Annotated in this window: 16 protein-coding genes and 1 tRNA gene; 3 read left to right on the forward strand and 14 right to left on the reverse strand. The window is 49.7% G+C overall.

The window, feature by feature from the left end; translation table 11 throughout:
* Positions 1 to 4: 4 nt before the first annotated feature.
* From QVE43_RS11865 to QVE43_RS11920, 12 genes are all read right to left on the reverse strand, one after another.
* Positions 5 to 307 (reverse strand): hypothetical protein, encoded by a 303-nt coding sequence (locus QVE43_RS11865; RefSeq protein WP_288007430.1) that lies wholly within the window; start codon positions 305 to 307, stop codon positions 5 to 7.
* Between the two features lie 4 nt (positions 308 to 311).
* Positions 312 to 1,253 carry an NAD(P)-dependent oxidoreductase gene (locus QVE43_RS11870; protein WP_288007432.1) on the reverse strand — a complete coding sequence of 314 codons (942 nt, stop codon included), beginning with the start codon at positions 1,251 to 1,253 and terminating at the stop codon, positions 312 to 314.
* A gap of 83 nt (positions 1,254 to 1,336) precedes the next feature.
* Positions 1,337 to 1,840, reverse strand: coding sequence for an HNH endonuclease (locus QVE43_RS11875; RefSeq protein WP_038031570.1), 504 nt, complete (start codon positions 1,838 to 1,840; stop codon positions 1,337 to 1,339).
* A 12-nt stretch (positions 1,841 to 1,852) separates the two neighbouring features.
* A complete protein-coding gene (locus QVE43_RS11880) occupies positions 1,853 to 2,608 on the reverse strand; it encodes a C40 family peptidase (RefSeq protein ID WP_288007435.1) in 756 nt (251 codons plus the stop codon).
* A gap of 344 nt (positions 2,609 to 2,952) precedes the next feature.
* Positions 2,953 to 3,921: a deoxyhypusine synthase family protein gene (locus tag QVE43_RS11885; protein ID WP_288007437.1), complete on the reverse strand. Its 969-nt coding sequence runs from the start codon at positions 3,919 to 3,921 to the stop codon at positions 2,953 to 2,955.
* 42 nt (positions 3,922 to 3,963) lie between these two features.
* A complete protein-coding gene (locus tag QVE43_RS11890) occupies positions 3,964 to 5,016 on the reverse strand; it encodes an acyl-CoA reductase (RefSeq protein ID WP_288007439.1) in 1,053 nt (350 codons plus the stop codon).
* A 165-nt stretch (positions 5,017 to 5,181) separates the two neighbouring features.
* Positions 5,182 to 5,257, reverse strand: a tRNA-Glu gene (locus tag QVE43_RS11895).
* A 487-nt stretch (positions 5,258 to 5,744) separates the two neighbouring features.
* Entirely contained in the window at positions 5,745 to 6,125 is a 381-nt protein-coding gene (locus QVE43_RS11900; protein ID WP_084147143.1) for a DUF1573 domain-containing protein, read from the reverse strand.
* A gap of 4 nt (positions 6,126 to 6,129) precedes the next feature.
* Entirely contained in the window at positions 6,130 to 7,434 is a 1,305-nt protein-coding gene (murA, locus tag QVE43_RS11905) for a UDP-N-acetylglucosamine 1-carboxyvinyltransferase (protein ID WP_288007441.1), read from the reverse strand.
* Positions 7,435 to 7,547: 113 nt separating this feature from the next.
* Positions 7,548 to 10,457, reverse strand: a complete 2,910-nt coding sequence (locus QVE43_RS11910) for a Cache 3/Cache 2 fusion domain-containing protein (protein ID WP_288007443.1) — start codon at positions 10,455 to 10,457, stop codon at positions 7,548 to 7,550.
* Between the two features lie 81 nt (positions 10,458 to 10,538).
* Entirely contained in the window at positions 10,539 to 10,973 is a 435-nt protein-coding gene (locus tag QVE43_RS11915; protein ID WP_038030531.1) for a type I restriction enzyme HsdR N-terminal domain-containing protein, read from the reverse strand.
* 4 nt (positions 10,974 to 10,977) lie between these two features.
* Positions 10,978 to 11,670: a YggS family pyridoxal phosphate-dependent enzyme gene (locus QVE43_RS11920; protein ID WP_288007662.1), complete on the reverse strand. Its 693-nt coding sequence runs from the start codon at positions 11,668 to 11,670 to the stop codon at positions 10,978 to 10,980.
* Between the two features lie 95 nt (positions 11,671 to 11,765).
* On the opposite strand from QVE43_RS11920, the gene QVE43_RS11925 reads away from it, so the two are divergent.
* Together QVE43_RS11925 and QVE43_RS11930 are read left to right on the forward strand one after the other, a co-directional pair.
* The gene (locus tag QVE43_RS11925) at positions 11,766 to 13,322 is read left to right on the forward strand and encodes a GH3 auxin-responsive promoter family protein (protein ID WP_288007446.1); all 1,557 of its coding nucleotides are present in this window, start codon (positions 11,766 to 11,768) and stop codon (positions 13,320 to 13,322) included.
* A 47-nt stretch (positions 13,323 to 13,369) separates the two neighbouring features.
* Entirely contained in the window at positions 13,370 to 14,530 is a 1,161-nt protein-coding gene (locus QVE43_RS11930) for a sigma-54 dependent transcriptional regulator (protein ID WP_288007448.1), read from the forward strand.
* Between the two features lie 94 nt (positions 14,531 to 14,624).
* Here QVE43_RS11930 and QVE43_RS11935 read toward each other — a convergent pair whose 3' ends face one another.
* A complete protein-coding gene (locus QVE43_RS11935; protein ID WP_288007450.1) occupies positions 14,625 to 18,176 on the reverse strand; it encodes a T9SS type A sorting domain-containing protein in 3,552 nt (1,183 codons plus the stop codon).
* A 279-nt stretch (positions 18,177 to 18,455) separates the two neighbouring features.
* Here QVE43_RS11935 and QVE43_RS11940 point away from each other — a divergent pair, with 279 nt between their 5' ends.
* Positions 18,456 to 18,965, forward strand: coding sequence for a hypothetical protein (locus QVE43_RS11940; protein WP_051633186.1), 510 nt, complete (start codon positions 18,456 to 18,458; stop codon positions 18,963 to 18,965).
* Here the strand turns inward: QVE43_RS11940 and QVE43_RS11945 are convergent.
* Complete coding sequence (locus tag QVE43_RS11945; RefSeq protein WP_288007452.1) at positions 18,890 to 19,741, reverse strand: PASTA domain-containing protein; 852 nt, start codon at positions 19,739 to 19,741, stop codon at positions 18,890 to 18,892. The genes QVE43_RS11940 and QVE43_RS11945 overlap by 76 nt on opposite strands.
* Position 19,742: the final 1 nt, after the last annotated feature.

Consider the following 19,742-nt stretch of genomic DNA (forward strand, 5'->3'; position numbering starts at 1 on the left):
TATTTTATTCCACACAAGGCTCTGCCAGGGCAGCGGCCAAGCTGTCGAGCTTACGGAAGGCATCGGGGTTGAGTGCTTCGTTGCCCAAACTGTTTTTTAAATCAATGGCATGGGTGAGGCGTTCCTCTTCCAGCTGGCGCAGCACCTGCCACAGGCTGTCGGATTGTGGGGGTGGGGCGGTGGCAAACAGCCGGAGAGTGTGGGTATAACGGCACTGCCAGTCGGCCCATGCCTCAGCGGCACGCTGCTCCGACGAGCAACCGCAAAGTAGAAGAAGAACAAACAGGCTGCCAATGATTTTTCTCATTGCGTTATTGATTTGACTGTTGCAAAAACATACGTATTTTCTTGACCAAAGCTTCATTGATACGCACATAGGACTCGCGCGTCCAGCCGGCTACGTGGGGAGTAAACAACACCTGCGGTAAGGCAAACAGTGCTTCAAGTGTTTGTTTTTGTTCTTCGGTAAGCCGCTCGAACTTTTCACACTCCAGCACATCAAGACAAGCGCCCCGGACAATTCCCTCTTGCAGGGCTTTCAGCAGGTCACGCAATACCACAATTTCACCACGGGCACTATTTACAAAATAAACAGGCTTGCGAAAGCGCGTGAGGTAGTCATAATCTACCAGCCGGCGTGTCTTTTCGGTAAGTGGCAAGTGGATGCTCACGATGTCTGCCTGATCCCATATTTCATCCATGCTTACTTCCATGGCATATTTGTCGGCATAGGCAGTAAGTTTGTGGTCGTAGCAAAGCACCCGGCACTCAAAGCCGCTTAGCTTTTTGGCAAGGGCACGCCCCGTGTTGCCATAACCTATGATAGCCACCGTTTTGCCCCGTATTTCTTCACCACGATTGGCTTCGCGTTGCCATATCCATTGTCTGATTTCCCGGTTTGCCCAACACACTTTATTCATCAGAGCCAGCAGCATGCCTATGACATGCTCGGCAACAGCATCGCGGTTGCCTTCCGGGGCGTTGATGATATGTATGTTTTGCCGGCGGGCAGCTACCAGGTCTATATTATCTAAGCCGGAGCCTGCGCGTGCTATCAGCTGCAGGCGTGGGGCAGCCTGAAGAAAACCTGCATCTACAAAGAACTTACTGCGGATAATCAAGCCTTCGTATTGACGGATGACCGATTTGGCTTGCCGGTAGTCTATGCCGGGCTCATAGTCGGCTTCTATACCCAAGTCGGCAAGCAAGGGTAAAATAGAGGGATGCATCTCATCCACAATCAAAAAGCGCATAACCAAATTTGTTTTTTATGATGGCTCTTGTGACTGAGATGCAAATTACAAACTTTTGAGCGGCTTTGTTCAATGGCAGTAAGCTAAACCTCCTGCCCGCCCAAAAAAGGAATCCATGCCTCAGAAACGGGCCCTGAAAGGCTGCGCAAAAACATCACAAAAGAAGGGCGGTAGGGTTGGCGACGCAAGGGCATGCCTGCTTCTTCGGGGGTCAGGTCGCCCTTTTTGTTGTTGCAGCGCTTGCAGGCTGTCACCAAGTTGGTCCACGATGACTTGCCGCCACGCGAACGGGGCACTACATGGTCGAGTGTAAGGTCTTGCTTGGCACCACAATATTGGCAGCGGTAGCCGTCGCGGCGGAAAATGTTCTGACGGCTCAGCATTACTCCTTTGTAGGGGATATGCACGTAACGGTGCAGCCGTATGACCAACGGCATGGGGTAGGCATGGTTTACGCTGCGTAACTTCTGCCGTGGATTTTCTTTTACCAGCTCGGCTTTTTGCAGATACAGCAAGATAAACGCCTTTTGTGCCGAGCAGACAGTCAGCGCGCTGTAGTCTTGGTTCAGAATGAGTACCTTGCCCATGGCTTTGCGGTTTTATGTACTCACAATCCGGCTTATATGCGATAAGCGGTGCGAGTAGGTTTGAGTTTGTATATCCAGAATGCCTGTATTGTCGAGCAGGTCAATGCGTACGCAGCCGCGCGCATGAATAATTTTGCGATCTTCGAGCAAGATGCCTACGTGCACAATGCGTTTGTTGCGTTCGAAGAAGGCGATATCGCCGGGCTCGGCTTGCGAAAGGCCATCGAGCATGTGCCCTTGTTCGGCTTGTTGATAAGCGTCGCGCAACAAGCGGTAGCCGGCCATTTTAAAGACCAGCTGCACGAAGCCGGAGCAGTCAATGCCGAAGGGGCTACGCCCACCCCATTGGTAGGGGGCATGCAAAAGCTGCCGGGCAGCTTGCATCACAAAGCCGCGGCTTTTAGGATATTGTGTGTCGTAAATTTCGCCTTGAAAGTGATAATGCTCACCGGCGAGGTAGAGCTTACCGTGCTCGTAAAAAGGCAAGGAGCAGCCTATGGTGACAGGGATCCGCCGCCGGTTGTTGTGCAGGAAATGGCAGAGATTGGCCACCACCGGTGCCGGGTGTCTTTGCAGGCGCAAATATTCTTCTTCGGAGATGGCAGCCAGCTGCAGCAGGTCTATCCAGCCTACGTATCCGTCGAAGACATGTTGGATGCGGAGCCATTTTTCGTCGTCCGACATTTCAAGAACAGAGACAACATCGCCAAACAACAGCTGCGATACCTGTTCGCTTCTGTCTGTAGGCTCAGCTCGCAGGGGCACCACGCTGAGCGTGCAGGCTCCATATTTGAAGGGTGGCGTCTTGAATACTTTTGTATTTTAATGTTTTCCAAATCAAGTATAAAACTATTTTGTGAATGATGCAAGTTCCTTTTGTAAAGTTTTTGTTAGCGCCGGGTAAAAGCAAAGAGGCTTCTGAATCGCTTTCGTTCGTCCGGGTACTCTCCTTGTCATTTTGAGCATGCCCCCTCTTGTCATTTCGAGCGCAGCGAGAAATCTCAATCTCCGCTCCGCTTTGTTCGATATGACAAACATCGAAAACAAAAGCTCCGCAAGGTTTTGAAAACTTACGGAGCTAAGCGAGCTTTGCAGTCAATTTTTATGGGTGTTTACCAGCCCAAAACGTAAGCAAAGATAAGCGGTGCTACAATCGTGGCATCCGACTCTACGATGAATTTGGGCGTGTCTACGGCCAGTTTGCCCCAAGTGATTTTTTCGTTGGGTACAGCACCGGAATAAGAACCGTAGCTTGTTGTGGAGTCAGATATTTGACAGAAGTAAGCCCATACAGGAATGTTTTCCATTTGCAGGTCTTGGTGCAGCATGGGTACCACACAAATGGGGAAGTCGCCGGCAATGCCGCCACCTATTTGGAAGAAGCCGACGCCTTTGCCGCCGCTGTTCTTTTGATACCAGTCAGCCAAAAACATCATGTATTCAATGCCTGACTTCACCACGTCGGGGCGCACGTCGCCTTTGATGCAGTGGGCGGCAAAGATGTTGCCGAGGGTGGAATCTTCCCAGCCGGGTACTACAATCGGCAGGTTTTTTTCGGCTGCGGCTACCATCCAACTGTCTTTGGGGTCTATTTCGTAGTCGTTTTCCAGTTCGCCGCTCCATATCAGTTGATAAAAATATTCGTGGGGGAAATAACGTTTGCCTTCTGCTTGTGCTTTTTGCCACAGTTTCAAGATGCGGTCTTCCAGCTTGCGGAAGGCTTCCTCTTCGGGAATACAAGTGTCGGTTACACGGTTCATGCCTCTTTCAAGCAAGGCCTGCTCTTCTTCGGGGGTGAGGTCGCGCCAGTTCGGAATGCGCTCATAGTGGTTGTGAGCCACCAGGTTCATAACATCTTCTTCGAGGTTGGCACCGGTGCAGGAGATGATGGCTACTTTGTCTTGGCGTATCATTTCAGCCAAGGATTTGCCCAGCTCGGCGGTACTCATGGCACCGGCCAAAGAGATGAGCATTTTGCCACCTTCGTCAATATGTTTTTTGTAAGCGCGGGCAGCATCTTTCAGTGCTGCAGCGTTGAAGTGTAAATAGTGTTTTTCAATGAAATCGGTGATTGCTCCCATAGTTTTTGTTTTTTAAAAGTTATTGACCAATGTGAAGATAAGCTAAGCAGATAAAGTAAGAAGGAATTGCATGGTATCTATGCCATCGGCATAGTCGCTTAGGCGTGGATTTTGGGCTTCGCCAAAGGGGATGGTGCCCGGAAAGGTGCCCGCACGGCTAAGCATGCATTGTATGGCAGCACTGTGTTTTTGCAATTCTTCTTGCAAGGCACCGGCGTCGTCATAATATTCATAATGCAAGACGGCTACCGGCGAGGCAATCTCGGCGGCTTCGCGCAGCAGCAGAAAACCGTTGTCTAAGTGTGGCACAGGTTTTACCAGGAAAACAGCTTTGTTGTATTCGTAGTTGTTGGCGTACTTATGATGGTTGATAATGTCGCGATAGGCTTCCATGCCTTCAAAAAGAGCTTGGAAGTCGTAGTGGCGCGGCACATACAACTTTGACACGTTGCGGCAGCCCAAGCCGAAGTAACGGAATATGTCTTTGCCCAGTGCCAAGAAATCGTTTATGGTTTCGTTGCCATCGAGGATGGCCACGGCATTGCGATGTCCACGCAAGATATGGGGCTTTTTGCCGAAGTAGTGTTTGAAGTAACGGTTCGAGTGGTTGCTGCCGGTAGCAATGTAGGCAGCAGCTTGGTTGATAAACTCGGGCAGCTCAATCAAAGGTTTGAAAGCCGGCTCTATTTCACAAAGCCGGTCAATAAGGTAGCGCATGAGCACTTCGTCGTCGCTGCTAAGCTTTGCCAAGAGCTTGTGTCCGCTCAGCAGCACGCACAGCAGGTCATGAAAGCCTACGGCCGGTATGTTGCCTGCCATCACTACGCCAACGGGCAGGGGCGTGCGCGCCTGTTCAAGCAGGGGCAAATAAGGTTGTAGCCATGCTTGCAGGGCGCCGGCGTCGAGATAATGTTGCAGGGCTTCCAAAGCAAAGTGTAAATTTTCGGCAGTGAACCAGGGATTGCGCGCTTCGGCGCTTTGGAACAAAGCCGTTTTTTCTGCCTCCGGTAGGTTTTTCAGCTGTTGCCCCAACTGCACAAAGGCTTCTACACGCCGGGCTAAGGTCAGGGTTGTTGGTTGGGTGTTCATGCTCATGGATAAAATACGTAAAGAATCGTTACCGGCAAAGTTACAGCATTATTCTTAAGTATGCTTTCTTCTGCTGCGAAAAAGCCTGTTTGTTTGCGGTGGCTTTTCCGGTAGTGCAGCTCATGAATAAAAAAAGCTTCCCTTCATGAAGGGAAGCTTTTTTGTTGTTTTTGGTGACCCGTACGGGACTCGAACCCGTGTTTCCACCGTGAAAGGGTGGCGTCCTAGACCGCTAGACGAACGGGCCATTGCCCTGATTGACGATGCAAATATACGGCAAGTGGTTTCAATAATCCAAACATAAAAGCGAAAAAATTTTTTCGCTTTTATGATGCTTGTGGCTATCATAAAGAATAACAGGTGATTGCAAGGAGATACACGAAGTGGGGGGGGAGCTTGGCGGGCTTGAGCTTGAGAATTCTCACCTCACTGCGTGAGGCTCGAAATGACAAAGTAGCTTTTTTCACAAGGTCTTTTGCTTTTTCGGAAGCATCTTTTTGTACATTGACTTTTTTTCTTTCAAGCCCCCTTCCTTTTTGTTATTCCGGATGCCCCCTTGTCATTTCGAGCGCAGCGAGAGATCTCTTTGCTTCTTGTGGTTTGAGGGGAAGGCTCACTTCGTTCGACATGGCGTGCCCGGCACCGTTCGAAACAGTAGATTTCGTTGCGCAAATGTTGTTGCTTTTGTTCGAACAGTAGTTTCGCTTTGCCCCGGCATGCCAAAGCAAGAGGGCTTACTTTTTTTCTTCCACCACGCCTTCTATGCGCAAAAGTTGCTCCGGAGGCACGGCATTGCTGATAACCAAAAGATGGCGCCGGAAAGGTCCTGCCGGCAGTCCTTCGCTTTGTATCTTAACGCGTATATGAGCGCTGTCGCCGGGGGCAATGGCTTGCTTGGGCTTCTCGCTTAGTACACAATAACAACTGCTTTGCACTTGCCAGATGAGCACCGGTGCATCGCCCGTGTTGGTGCAGCGAAGCACCACCTCGGCTGTCTGTCCTTTCAGCAGTGGTTGGGGGAGGCGGTACACACTATCGGAAAAAACCAGGTGCCCCTGTGCATGAGCAGCGGCAAGCAGCATGCAGGAAAATAGGGTAAGAAGTAGTGTTTTCATTTCTTTACAAACGTTTGATTTTGGCACCTATGGCATTTAGGCGTCCGTCTATGTTTTCGTAGCCGCGGTCTATCTGCTCCACATTGTCGATGATGCTGATGCCTTCTGCCGAAAGGGCAGCAATCAACAATGCCACGCCGGCACGTATGTCGGGCGAGGTCATGCGTATGCCACGCAGCGGCATTTTCTTGTCTAAGCCTATGACTGTGGCACGGTGCGGGTCGCACAAGATGATTTGCGCCCCCATATCGATGAGTTTATCCACGAAGAACAAGCGGCTCTCAAACATTTTTTGGTGCACCAACAAGGTGCCCCGTGCTTGTATGGCCGTTACCAGCACGATACTAAGCAGGTCGGGCGTGAAGCCGGGCCAGGGGGCGTCGGAGATGGTCAGTATGGACCCATCCATGAAGGTATCTATTTCGTAATGTTCTTGGGCGGGTATGTAAATGTCATCGCCGCGAAATTCCATGTCAATGCCCATACGCCGGAAGACGCGCGGAATGCATCCCAGCTGATCGATGCGGCAGTTGGGGATGGTGATTTCAGAACCGGTCATGGCAGCCAAACCAATGAAACTGCCAATTTCTATCATGTCGGGCAAGATAGTGTGTTCGGTACCGCCGAGCGCTTCCACGCCTTCAATCGTAAGCAGGTTGGAGCCAATACCTGAAATGCGGGCACCCATGCGCACCAGCATATGACACAGCTGCTGAATGTAGGGCTCACAGGCGGCATGGTAAATGGTGGTCGTACCTTGGGCAAGCACGGCCGCCATGATGATATTGGCAGTACCGGTAACCGATGCTTCATCTAAAAGCATGTAGGTACCTTTCAGGTTATGCGCTTGTATGCTGTAATAACCGGTGGCCGGGTCATATTGAAAGTCAGCGCCCAAGTTTTGAAGTCCCAAGAAGTGGGTGTCGAGGCGGCGGCGTCCGATTTTGTCGCCCCCGGGCTTGGGAATGCGCGCATAGCCGAAGCGGGCAAGCAGCGGGCCTAAAATCATGACCGAGCCACGCAGCGCAGCAGCTTTTTGCGCAAAAGCAGGGGTTTCCAGATACTCAAGGTTGATGTTTTTGGCTTGAAAACGATAGCTGCCCTTGGCAAGGCGCTCTACACGCACGCCCAGGTCTTGCAGTATTTCGATGAGCTTATTGACGTCCCGTATGTTCGGTATGTTGTGAATGGTTACTTCTTCTTCGGTAAGCAAAGTGGCACAGAGCACCTGTAGTGCTTCGTTTTTTGCCCCTTGGGGGTGCAAGGTGCCTTTGAGTGGGTGTCCTCCTTCTACTTGTATGGATGCCATAGCGTAAAAAATTTCAAAAGGTTCATTTCTTTTTGAAAGCCTAAAAATAGAGATTCCTTGCCTATGATGCATCAAGCAGGGCAAGGAATCCCCTGTGTGTGGGCAAACTGCCCTTATTTCTTTTTGTTTGAGCTGTTGTCTTGCTCTTGCGCCTCGCGGCACTGTTCAAGGTCTTGTTGCAGGCGTGCAATGCGCATTTCATAGACTTCTTCGCGCAATACGAAGGCGGTAATGTCCATAGCCATCTGCACGATTCGTTCTACTTTGCCCGCTTCGTTGCGTACCGGTATGTAGGTGGCAATCAAATAAATGGATTCGCCATAGCGGGTAATGCGCTTGTATTGGCCATGCTGACTGATGCCATTGCGCAAGTTGCGCCAAAAGTTAAGGTATTCGATAGAATTCAACGTCTCTGCATCAACCAGCTTGTTATGGTGCATGTGCTCCAGTTCTTCTTTTTCGTACTGAAACAGGCTGCAGAAAGTCTGATTGGCTTCTAATATGTTGCCTTCTATGTCCATCTCTATTTTGGCGATGGCGCTGCTGTCGATGGCTGCCTCTTTGGCTTCGAGCTCTTCTTGCTTTTCCCGGATGGCTTGTTGGGCTTGGGTCAGCTCTTCGAGACGGCGCTGCAGCTCGCGGTCCTTTTCTATGATGGTGCGGTTGATTTCTTTGAGCTCCTGCTCTTGCAATACCTTATCGGTGATGTTGCGGGCAAACATAGACACACCGGCGGGCTTGTCGTCTTTGCTTTTGATGGGATTGAAGGTGTACTCCCAATACTCGGTGGTGTTTGCCGGCGTTTGCACCGGCTCCACTTCCGAGAAACGCTCGCCCAACAGGGCACGGTCGAAGTATTCCTTAAATTTTTCGCTTTGCTCTACCGTCAGCATATTGATAATGTTGGCACCGTTGTTCAGATGCACGCCATTTTGCTCAAAGAACCAGTCTTTGGCCGCCTTGTTGAAGATGGTGATTTGGTACTTGTCGTCAATGGCAACGATAAGGTCTTGCGTGTTGTTGATAAGTGAGCTGAGCAGCTCTTCTTTTCGCTGCGCCTCATTGACAATAGCGTGCAGTTGCTTTTGACTGCGCTCCATCTCTTCTTGTGTGGCTTGCAGCTCTTCGAGGTTTTGGCGCATTTCTTCTTCCTGGGCGCGCAATTGCTCAGTGAGCTCTTGTTGCTCAAGCAGCAGCTGTTGTGTGCGTGTGGTGTTTTTCACGGTAAAGAAGGTGGCTGCAATACTTTGCGCTACCTTTTCTGCCAAGGTGATTTGCTCTTGGCTGAAAGGTTGAAGGCTTGCCAACTCCAGCACGCCAATGGTTACGTCGTTGGTTTTCAGCGGTACAATCAAGATGTTGCGGGGTTCTGTTTCGCCCCATCCCGAAGAGAGCAGCAGGTAGTCTTCCGGTATTTCCAGCAGGTTGACGGTATCGCCTTCCAGATATACTTGCCCTACCAGGCCTTCGCCGGGGCGCACTTCGCGCTGGAGGCGCTTGTGGCGGTTATAGGCATAACAAGCCACCATTTCAAGTTTTTGCTGCTCGGCAGGCAGTGTTTCGTCATTCAGCAGGAACATGCCGCCCTGCACGGCCCCCATCTCGTTGACCACTTCTGCCAGCAGGCGGGCAGAGAAGTCTTCTATGTTTTCAAACTGCCGGCGCAACACCTCATTGAAGTGGTTGAGCCGTTCGTTCATCCATTCTTCTTTTTGCTTGCGTTGGGCAGCTTCTTTGATGCTGTCGCGCATGTCGAGCAGGGCTTTTCCTAAAATATCCTCGTCGCTCAATGGGGTAAACGAAGCCTCGAGATTGCCTTGCTCTATTTCTTGGGCAAAGCGCGAGTATTGATTGAAGCCCCGTATGAGCTGATTGGCCGAAGCAGCGATGGCGCCTATTTCGTCGTTTTGGTTGAAATGTACCGGCTCTACCGAACGCCCACGGGCAAGGTCGGAAATGACTTCTGCCAAGCGTTGGATAGGTTTAAGAATATTGCTGCGCACCAGCAGGGAAATGCCTACCGAGCCGATAATCAAAGCCAGCAGGAAGCTGACTGCCAACGAACGGCGCAGGTCTTTGAGCGGCAGGTCTATTGCTTCGGCCCGATCGACGTAAGCGCCAATGACCAGGTCGTAGGGTTCGTAGTAAGAAAAATAGAGCAACTGCTCTTCATTGTTTTGCTCGCGACTATAGCGCCCGCGCTCTTTCTGTTGTACAAATTCCAGAAAGTTTAAATCCGTTTCTTTTTTGCCTTCGGCATAGGGGTGCACCACATATTCGCCGTCATAGCTCATGATGAAGGGATAGCCGGTGCGGAAATACTGAATGCTTTTGAGCTCGCGCCGCAGATAGCTGAGGTCCTTTTCGGGAATGGCTATAGACAGCATGCCCTTTACTTCGTCGAGGATGGTAAGGGGGGTGAAGTAGGCAATATACCAGCGGTCAAAGCGTTTGATTCTGCCCAAATAAGGCTTTCCTTGTTCTATGCTGAGCGATATGGGCGATTCGGGTGAAATATAATAGCCTTCCAACCGTTGGCCGCCGGGGCTGCGCTCGGTGGTGCTGATGCGTGCAAAGCCTACATTGGTTTTTTGATAGATAGAGACATCTGCGCCGGTCAGGTTATGAATGCTGTCCACGATGGCAATACTGCCTTGTATTTGCTGCCCGCCTATTTCCCAGCGCGGCAGGTTGACCAAGGTTTTATTCTTGTTTTCTTCATTGGTCAATGCCAGAGGCAAAAGCTCTTTGGTTTCCTGCAGGCGCCCCAACTGCTGCATATGAAAGCGCAGGACCTGCATGCCTTGTTTTACGATGTCTTCGCGGTAGCGGTATTCGAGTTTCACCAAACGGCTGAGGTCGTCCAAGTGCTGATACATTTCGGTATCGGTGCGGTCCTCATAGTAGCCCTGCTGATATTCGTAGATGTAGATCGCCAGCCCCAAGAAAGTAACTAAAAGGGTGACGAGGGTAAACAGCACAAATTTGGTGTTGAGGCTAAGGTTAGCAAAAAAGCGTTTCATGGGCTTTTGGGAAATTAAGCTTCATGGTAAAGCTAATGATTTTTTACCAGAAATGGTAATGAATGGCAAGCCTGAAAAAAATCAGGAAGGGAAAGGGGGAAAGGCATCGAGGGCTTCCATTGCTTGCTTTTCGGGGTTTACCGAAAAGAGGTGCACCTCCTCTCCATTGGTGATTGCCCAATAGGGGGCTTTGAGCAGGGCGTTGTATCGAAGCACCTGCATCAGGGTGTCGCGTGAAAGGGTGATGGCATGCCGCTTGCACTCCACGACAAGGAAAGGCATGCCCCGGCGGTCATACACCACAATGTCGGCACGCCATTTGCCTAAGCTCTGCTCTACGGCAATCAAAGCGGCGGGGTAGTGCTGCTCTTCTATAAGCCAACGGATGAACTGTTGGCGCACCCACTCTTCGGGCAGAAGCCGCACCCACTTTTTGCGTATGGTATCGAAGATGTAGAGTGCACCTGCCGGACCTTTGCGTATCCTGTGCCGGTAGTGAGGAATGCTTGTTTGCATGCTGTCAGGTGTATTGACGTTGCCCGAAAATAGCACTGCCGATGCGCACCATGGTAGAGCCTTCCTCTATGGCTATGCGGTAGTCGCCACTCATGCCCATAGAAAGTTCTTGCATTTTCACATTGGGACGCTCATATTGCTTGTGCTCATCGAAAAAGTGCTTTAAGCCTCTGAACTCCCGGCGTATTTGCGCGGTGTCGTCGGTAAAGGTAGCCATACCCATCAAACCTATGATGCGCACATGGGGCAGCTCTTCCCAAATGGAAGAGGTCAGCAGGGCATGGGCTTCTTCATAGCTTAAGCCGTACTTGCTTTCTTCTTGGGCAATATGAATTTGCAGCAGGCAGTCAATCACTCTTTCATTTTGAGCTGCCCTCTTATTGATTTCGCGCAAGAGCGCCTCGCTGTCCACCGAATGAATCAAATGCACAAAAGGGGCTATGTATTTTACTTTGTTGCGCTGGAGGTGTCCAATCAAGTGCCAGCGTATGTCTTTGGGCAATGCTTCGTACTTGGGCAGCATCTCTTGCACCTTGTTTTCGCCAAAATCGCGGCATCCTGCCTCATAAGCTTGCATGATGACTTCGGGCGGGTGCGTTTTGCTTACGGCAATCAAACGTACGTGCTCGCCTAACTCTTGTTTTATTTTATCTATTGTACTTTTCATTGTTTTGAGGTTGGTTTTTTTGTTTTTTATTGTATTTTACAAATAAATGCTGTTTTTGGGCATGCATTTTATATTCAGAATAAAGGAAAAATTTAACTTTGCATAGTACTAAAAAAGGAGGACTTATGGCTATTTTAGGTACGCTGTTGAAGCAGGGCATAAAATTACGAAAAAGCATAGAGCAAGAGAAGCACACACCCTTTACTCTGCAAAAGCGCGAGCTTTTGAAACTGCTTTCTTCAGCCCAGCATACGGCTTTTGGTTTGTATTATAACTTCGAAGACCTGATTCGTTTAATTCAGCAGCTGCCGCGTGAGAGCCGCGACTTCTACAAAGCTTATAAAGAACGGGTGCCTGTTTTCGATTACAACAAAATGTACAAGGAGTGGTGGCACCGCACCAAAGCCGGCGAAAAAGATGTGGCTTGGCGGGGGCATGTGAAGTATTTCGCCCTTAGTTCCGGTACTTCCGAAGCCTCTTCGAAATATATTCCTGTTACCAAGGAAATGATTAAAGCCATTCAACGTACCAGCATACGGCAGATACTGACCCTCTCGGACTATCCCAACTTGCCCAGCAAGCTGTTTGAAACGGGCATGCTGATGTTGGGCGGAAGCACCCACCTCAATCACCGGGGTACTTACTTTGAAGGTGACCTGAGCGGTATTACTGCCAGCCAGATTCCTTTCTGGTTTCAGCATTTCTACAAGCCGGGCAAGCGCATTGCCAAGCATACGGATTGGAATCAGAAGTTGGATGAAATCGCCGAAAAGGCGCCTAAGTGGGACATCGGCTTTATTGTGGGAGTGCCGGCTTGGATTCAAATCTTGCTTGAAAAAATTATTGCACGCTACAATGTGGCTCATATTCATGAAATATGGCCCAACCTGCATATTTATGTACACGGGGGCGTGTCGTTTGAGCCGTATAAGAAGGGCTTCGAGAAGCTGTTGGGTAAGCCTTTGATATATATAGAAACCTATTTGGCATCGGAAGGTTTTATTGCCTACCAGTCGCGCCCCGGCGGCGATTTGAAAATGGTGCTTAACAATGGACTTTTCTTTGAGTTCGTGCCTTTCGATGAGAAGAACTTCACGCCGGACGGGCAAATTGTGGAGAACCCCGAGGCTTATATGATTGACGAAATAGAAGAAGGCAAAGACTATGCGCTTTTGCTTTCGACCTGTGCGGGGGCGTGGCGTTATTTGATTGGCGACGTCGTGCGATTGGTTGACAGAGAGCGCTCTGAAATCATCATCACGGGGCGCACCAAACACTTCCTGAGCCTCTGTGGTGAGCACCTTTCGGTGGATAATATGAACAAAGCCATAGAGCTTGTGTCAGAGGAGTTGAACATACGGGTGAAAGAGTTTACCGTGGCAGGTGTGCCCTATGGTTCATTGTTTGCACACCGTTGGTATGTGGGCACCGATGACCCGGTAGATGCCCGGCTTCTGAAAGAACGCCTCGATGAGCATCTCAAGGTGTTGAACGATGATTACCGGGTGGAACGCAGCGCCGCTTTGAAGGAAATTTATGTGCATGCACTGCCCAACGATGTGTTTTATGACTTTATGCGGATGAAAGGAAAAGAGGGCGGGCAACATAAGTTCCCGCGTGTTATCAAAGGGGCACTGCTTGAAGAGTGGGAAGCCTTTGTAAAAGAACGGGTGAATTTATAAATTTTAGCTTTGTACAATTATTTGTCCACACAACTCAATGAAAAGATATGGCAAAAGTTCTGATTGTAGATGACGAGCAAATGATTCGGGAGGCGTTGCGCGACGCTTTGGAGTTTGAGAACTATGAAGTAGATGAAGCAGCCAATGGCGTGGAAGCACTCGAAAAAATAGAAAAAGACGATTTCGACGTGGTGCTTTGCGACATTAAAATGCCCAAAATGGATGGCATGGAGCTGCTCGATAAAGCCATGGCATTGGGCAAAGACACTCAATTCATTATGATTTCGGCACACGGAAGCATCGATACGGCTGTAGAAGCCACCAAAAAAGGGGCTTTCGACTTCATTACCAAACCACCGGACCTGGCTCGCCTGCTGGTGAGTGTGCGTAATGCCATCGACAAAACCAACTTGGTACAAGAAACCAAAGTGCTGAAAAAGAAAATAAGCAAGAAGTACCAAATCATAGGCGAGTCGCCGGCTATCAAGCGCGTGCTTGAAGATATAGACAAGGTGGCACCTACCGATGCCCGCGTGCTGATTACGGGACCCAATGGGGTAGGCAAGGAGTTGGTGTGCCGCCAAATTCATGAAAAAAGCCAACGTGCCAAAGGTCCTTTTGTGGAGGTCAACTGTGCGGCCATTCCCAGCGAGTTGATTGAAAGTGAATTGTTTGGCCACGAAAAAGGTGCTTTTACCTCGGCGGTGAAACAACGCATTGGCAAGTTCGAGCAAGCCAATGGGGGCACACTCTTCTTAGACGAAATCGGTGACATGAGCCTGTCGGCACAAGCCAAAGTGTTGCGGGCACTGCAAGAGCAGGTGATTACCCGTGTGGGGGGCGATAAGCAAATAAAAGTAGATGTGCGGGTGATTGCCGCTACCAACAAAGACCTGCGCGAAGAAATTAAAAAAGGGAATTTCCGTGAAGACCTGTATCACCGCTTAAGTGTGATAGTTATTCAAGTGCCTGCTTTGGACGAGCGAAAAGAAGATATTCCCTTGTTGGTAGAGCATTTCTTGCAGGCTATTGCCGATGAGTATGGTACCAAAAAGAAAGAAATAGAGCCGGAAGCAGTGAAGCTGCTGCAGTCGCGCAGCTGGTCAGGAAACATACGTGAGCTGCGCAATGTGGTGGAGCGCCTGGTTATCATGGCTGCCGGCGATACCATCACGGCCGATGATGTACAACGCTATGGTATGAACTGAGCTTGAAGAAGAGTGAAAAAAAAGAAACAGCGGCACCGGTTTCACAGAACCTGCCGCTGTTTTTGTTTTATGAAGTATAGCACACGCTTAGCCCTTATTTTTGCACCATGAGTTTTTCTATCCGTTTCCCGGTTTTATCTTCTATTTCAAGCAGGTAAATGCCGGAAGCAAGTCCTTGCAGATTGAGCTCACATTCAGCCCGGAGGTCCTGCTTTTGCTGTATGAGTTGCCCGTTGCTGCTGCGCAGCTTGATGCTTGCGCCGGAGGGAATGCCGCGCACTTTTACCCACGAAGTGGCCGGGTTGGGATATATCTGCACGGTGGGCGCACTTTCATTCCACCATATGGCAATGATAGAGGAGTATTCTTCCTGCTCATTGCCCCGGATAAGCAAACGGTAGTAATTATAACCGGCTTGTGGGTGAGGATCCAAATGCTTGGTTTCCCCCACGCGAGCCGGCAGTTCGGCTATGGGTGTAAAATGTAAGGCATCGTTTGAGCGCTCTACATACACCACCTCTTTGGGCGTGCCTGTCAGCATCCATCTTAGTTCTATCCCTTCGGGTGTAGCTTCGCCGTTGAAGTGTGTGAGTTGTACCGGTAGAGGCGCAAAACCGGAGGTAAGGGCAAAATCAGAAAAGGAACTGATACCCGTGACCCATATCTGTTTAGGGTCAGTTATATAATTTTTTTGACTTTGGAGGGGGCCGGTGCCGGCAAAGAAGGGCACCCAAACCCCGGCATCGTGTTTGGTAAGAATTGCAGAGAGGCTTGGCGTAGTGATGGTGCCGGTCTCATGCGGTCCAAAGTTAATCTGTACGGTGTATAAGCCGGTAAAAGTGCCACTTTTGGGCTCTATGTGCCAGTAGCCGTCGCTGTACTCTGCTCCGGGCACGGGGTTGGGAGGCGTTTCGCCGGAGTAATACTGCACCCACATTTCGGAAGGCAAAGCAGTGCCTACCCATGTAATGCGCGCTATCTCTTTCTGTGCCCAAGAGAAAACCGTAGTGCTGCCATTGCTGATGCTGCCACTTTCAATATAGGCATTGGGTGGAGCAACAGCCAGGTTCATAGTAAACTCATCGGCACCAATGTCGGTGGTGCCTGTAGTTACCGAAGCGGAGCGGGTGTCCCCGTCCAAGTCGGTAATCACGCCCGTATGGTTGATTTGCTTGCCTTTGCCATTCACAAACCAGGCGCTTTCATGATTGGGATTAATATGCAAGTCGCCATTGTCAGGGTCCAAAAAAAGAGCCGTTGGGTTGGGGACGTAGGAGGTAGGTGCCGAGCCGCTACCGTGTTCTGCCCAGCTGTATGCGTCGTTACCTGTTTCGGTGCGCCAAGTACTCATCTGCGTGAAGGCATAAGGGGCAGAATAGCCATTGTTGTTCAGATAGCCCAAGGTCAATCTGCCAAAGATGGGGTCGGAAGCCAAGTACACATTATAGTCCGTATTAACGGAGGGCACATCAACTGCATTGAATACACTCATGGCTACATTGATACCTGCACTTCCGCCGGTGGTGGTGCGGGCGTTGAAAAACAGGTTGTTATAAGCTTCGAAATCATTTTGAATGAAAATGGCGGCATGAGTACGGTTGTTGGCTGAACCATTGGAAGAGCCCTGCACCAGAAAAGTGTTATTCCACAGGCGCAAACGGGCAGGCGTGTTGGCATAGAATGCCAAGATGCGATAGTTGCGGGTAACGTTTTGCCCTACACTAATCATGTTATTGGCCAGCGTCCATTCATCGGTAGAATTGTTATTATCTACCCCCATGCCCATAATGATAGAGCTAAGGTCGCTACTGTTCATCCACAGGTTGTAAATGCGGTTGCGGGCTACATAGGAGTCATTGCCTCCTTCGCCCAGCATCAAGGCTACAGTGCACAATTGCCCGGAGGGATGGTGGTTATAGAGGTTATATATTTCGTTGTCTGTGATGGCTTGCCCGGTGCCGGCAGTATTGTAAATACCAAACTGTTGTACGTTTACGGAGTTGCCGGTGGTGGGGTCCGGAAACGAGAAGAATCCGCCGTCATTGTATATGTTTATATCGTGGATGCGGTTGCCAATAAAGGTGTTGGTGCCATAGTAGCAGTAAATGCCTCCGTTGGTAGAGCCGGTGGTGCTGGTGGTGCCGCTGCCATAAGAAGTCATGTTGGCAATGACGTTGTAATTATAAGTATTGTTCCCCCAAGCATCGGCATAGATACCATCTACAAAGGTGTCCTCGGTAGTGAAGCCTGCCCGCCCGGCTTTTATGTTATGGGCTACCGTTTCACTGCCAATCAGGTTGTAGTTCACGTTTTTATTACCGCTGCCGTCCACATCGATCCCTACGAAATTGGAGCCATTGTTGGGGCCTGCACCATAAGCCCATATACCCCCGATACGGTTGTTTTCTATCACACAATTGCCATTGAAATGGGCATAAATACCTTTGGTCATGCTTTGGTCGCTGGTGCCTCCATTGACTACGGTAATAACATCATTGGTAGTATGGCTACCTATGGTATTGTTGCGTATGATGGCGTTGTAGCTATCATCGAAAATATCATTGGTCTTATACTCACCCACTACAATACCACACCACACGCCTATTTCATTACCACCGGCAGCATTGTTTTCATTTGAGGTGGTTTCAAAATAGAAATTCGAAATAGTGTTGTTTTCTATAAGATGGGTGCCTATGTTGTCGAGGTCGCGCATCTCTATGCCCCGGTAGCGTAGTTTGCTGCCCGGGGTAGTCATAGAATAGGTGCCCGTGCCGCTGCCATTGGCATAGCCGATGACGTTGCCGCTTACGGTATAGCTGCCGCCGCCTTGCAGGTAAATGCCACGGTGTGTATTGTCGGAGGTGTAGTTGCGTGAGGTGGTTTGAAAAATACGGTTATTCAGGATTTGATTGCCGTAGCTCAAGCCCGGAGAGGCAAAACTAAGGTCGAAGCGTATGCCGGCAGTGGGGCTGCCGGAAGAGTAGAAGTTGTAAACGTAATTGCCCCGGATGGTATTGTCGCGTATGGCACCGTTTCCGGCATTTGTAGTTGCTATAATGCCGTTTTTGGGATAATGGCTTGGAGCATGGTAAATGGCATTATACTCTATGATGTTGTTTTGAATGGGGGTGCCATTTGTGGCAAGCAAGGTGACTACGCCCCGGTCGTTGTGCGTTTGTCCTGCCCGGAAGTCACAGTAACGAATGACATTATTGGAGGCTCCGTTTATAAACAAAACAGCGTAGTCGTCAGTACCTCCCCCGTTGTGTATAAACTGCAAGCCACGCCCTCCGTTGTACTCGCCATCGATGGTTACGTTTTGGCAGCCATTTAATGTTAGCAAAGGAGCGCCCCCAAAATTGGCACTAATGGTGCGCACTCCGCCCTGCGGGCGTATGGTGATGGATACGTAGTTGGCACCACCGGTGCCCGAGGGGTTGATGGTAATATTTCCGGGCTCGGTGGTGTTGCCGGTAATTCTAACATTGATATTTCCCCTGTGTGTACCGCTGTTGATGGCATTAATGGCTGCACCGAGTGTAGTGTAAGAGCTGCTGTTTACTCCGGCAGTAGCTGTTACATTTACTTGCGCATGTAAGTCTAAGCTAAGTAAAATTACAAAAATGAGAAGTTGAAACGCTTTCATAAGGCTCTACTTTTGATAATAAGCTGCTTGCAAATATAAGAAAAGCAAATGTTTGGCTCAATTTTTTTGGAAAATAAATGCTTGAAAATATGCTTGGTAGTGTATGTTATTATTCTTTTGCAAAAGAAAGTATTTTGATTTTATATGTACTGTTTGTTAATACAAATTTCTTGTGTTAGGTAATATGAGTTTATGTAAAAAATATAAAAACTAAGCCTAAGGGGTAAAAGAAAAGCCGAAGCTTGCTTATCTTTGAGTATTACCCAAAAAACAAAGCTTATGAACGCAGCACATTTACACTTGGTAGTGAACCATTTGCCTATTGCAGGCATGTTCTTCGGAAGTCTGGTGCTTCTTGTATCGCTCTTGCTCCGGAAGAAAGAAATGGCCATGACCGGCTTGGGGCTTGTGATATTGGCTGCCTTGCTGGCTATTCCGGCTCTGCTCACGGGCGAAGGTGCCGAAGAGATAGTAGAAGAATTGCCGGAAGTAAGCCACCGCCTCATACATGCGCATGAGGAAGCTGCCGAAACAGCTTTCTGGTTGGTGGAGATAATAGGTGCTTTTGCCCTCTTCTCTTTCTGGTGGCTTATGAAAAAAGACGGTTATCCTTTTTACCTGCTACTTGCCAATTTGTTGTTTGCCGCAGGCGTTTTGTTTATGCTGGGGCAGGTAGGAAACACCGGCGGTAAGATACGTCACAGTGAAATCAGTTATGGGGTTGGCAAAGAGTCTTCGGTGGCTTCTTCTTGGGGAACGGGCATGCCCACTACCCAAAGGTCTATGTAGCTGCCACGGCTTACGTGGCGATAGTGCTTTTTCCCCTCTTCCCAGTAATGGGGGAGAGGGTTTTGTTTAACAACCATCCCCAACGGCAGGCCGGGTTGATCAAAGACATATTCCACCTTGCCTATCTGCAGGCCCAAGGCACGAACTACAAAACGGGCTTCTTCCTCGCTGAGCCCCATCAGCTGCGGCACTTCTATTTGTGACTCGGGCGATTCGCTCACTACCACCACCAGCGTGTCGCTTAAAGAAAAAGGCGTATGAGGAGATAAAACACTGCCCCGGCTGTTGTTAAGTCCTACAATATTGTTGGGGGGCGTTTCCGGGTGGGGCAAGTAGCGGAGTTGTATGTGTTGAAAGCCGGCTTGCTGTAAACGGCGCAAGCCATATTCCGTACTTAATCCTATGACTTCGGGTATGGGTATTTTGGGGACGGAAGAGGGGGTGATACGCAAATACACCTTTCTGCCCGATTTGGCAAGCTGCCCGGAGGGCGGGTATTGCTCTACGATGCTGTTGAGTGCGGCACCTGCCACAAAAACTGTGTCTTGCACCACGGGTAAAAAACCGGCGTCTTGCAGACGGCGAACCCCTTCCTGATAAGAGAGCCCCTCTACCTGAGGAATACTGCGCAGTTGCTCTTGGCGAGTATAGTAGGGGAGCATGACCAAAAAGAAGAACAGCAGCAGCAGCAAGCCTGCGAGCAGGGCTGCCGCTACATGAAGAAACAAGTGTATTTTCTTATCGGTAGGAATCCGGATAAGGGGGCGTGGCGCCATA

Origin of the sequence: Thermonema sp. (assembly GCF_026003375.1) — a bacterium.
GTDB lineage: Bacteria > Bacteroidota > Bacteroidia > Cytophagales > Thermonemataceae > Thermonema > Thermonema rossianum.

What these genes read in the sequence shown, in the direction of transcription:
- QVE43_RS11890 (WP_288007439.1), bottom strand. Translation starts at nt 5,016, where the DNA reads ATGAGCATGAACACCCAACCAACAACCCTGACCTTAGCCCGGCGTGTA.
- QVE43_RS11910 (WP_288007443.1), bottom strand. Translation starts at nt 10,457, where the DNA reads ATGAAACGCTTTTTTGCTAACCTTAGCCTCAACACCAAATTTGTGCTG.
- QVE43_RS11930 (WP_288007448.1), top strand. Translation starts at nt 13,370, where the DNA reads ATGGCAAAAGTTCTGATTGTAGATGACGAGCAAATGATTCGGGAGGCG.
- QVE43_RS11865 (WP_288007430.1), bottom strand. Translation starts at nt 307, where the DNA reads ATGAGAAAAATCATTGGCAGCCTGTTTGTTCTTCTTCTACTTTGCGGT.
- QVE43_RS11915 (WP_038030531.1), bottom strand. Translation starts at nt 10,973, where the DNA reads ATGCAAACAAGCATTCCTCACTACCGGCACAGGATACGCAAAGGTCCG.
- QVE43_RS11870 (WP_288007432.1), bottom strand. Translation starts at nt 1,253, where the DNA reads ATGCGCTTTTTGATTGTGGATGAGATGCATCCCTCTATTTTACCCTTG.
- QVE43_RS11945 (WP_288007452.1), bottom strand. Translation starts at nt 19,741, where the DNA reads ATGGCGCCACGCCCCCTTATCCGGATTCCTACCGATAAGAAAATACAC.
- QVE43_RS11885 (WP_288007437.1), bottom strand. Translation starts at nt 3,921, where the DNA reads ATGGGAGCAATCACCGATTTCATTGAAAAACACTATTTACACTTCAAC.
- QVE43_RS11940 (WP_051633186.1), top strand. Translation starts at nt 18,456, where the DNA reads ATGAACGCAGCACATTTACACTTGGTAGTGAACCATTTGCCTATTGCA.
- QVE43_RS11875 (WP_038031570.1), bottom strand. Translation starts at nt 1,840, where the DNA reads ATGGGCAAGGTACTCATTCTGAACCAAGACTACAGCGCGCTGACTGTC.
- QVE43_RS11900 (WP_084147143.1), bottom strand. Translation starts at nt 6,125, where the DNA reads ATGAAAACACTACTTCTTACCCTATTTTCCTGCATGCTGCTTGCCGCT.
- QVE43_RS11925 (WP_288007446.1), top strand. Translation starts at nt 11,766, where the DNA reads ATGGCTATTTTAGGTACGCTGTTGAAGCAGGGCATAAAATTACGAAAA.
- murA (WP_288007441.1), bottom strand. Translation starts at nt 7,434, where the DNA reads ATGGCATCCATACAAGTAGAAGGAGGACACCCACTCAAAGGCACCTTG.
- QVE43_RS11935 (WP_288007450.1), bottom strand. Translation starts at nt 18,176, where the DNA reads ATGAAAGCGTTTCAACTTCTCATTTTTGTAATTTTACTTAGCTTAGAC.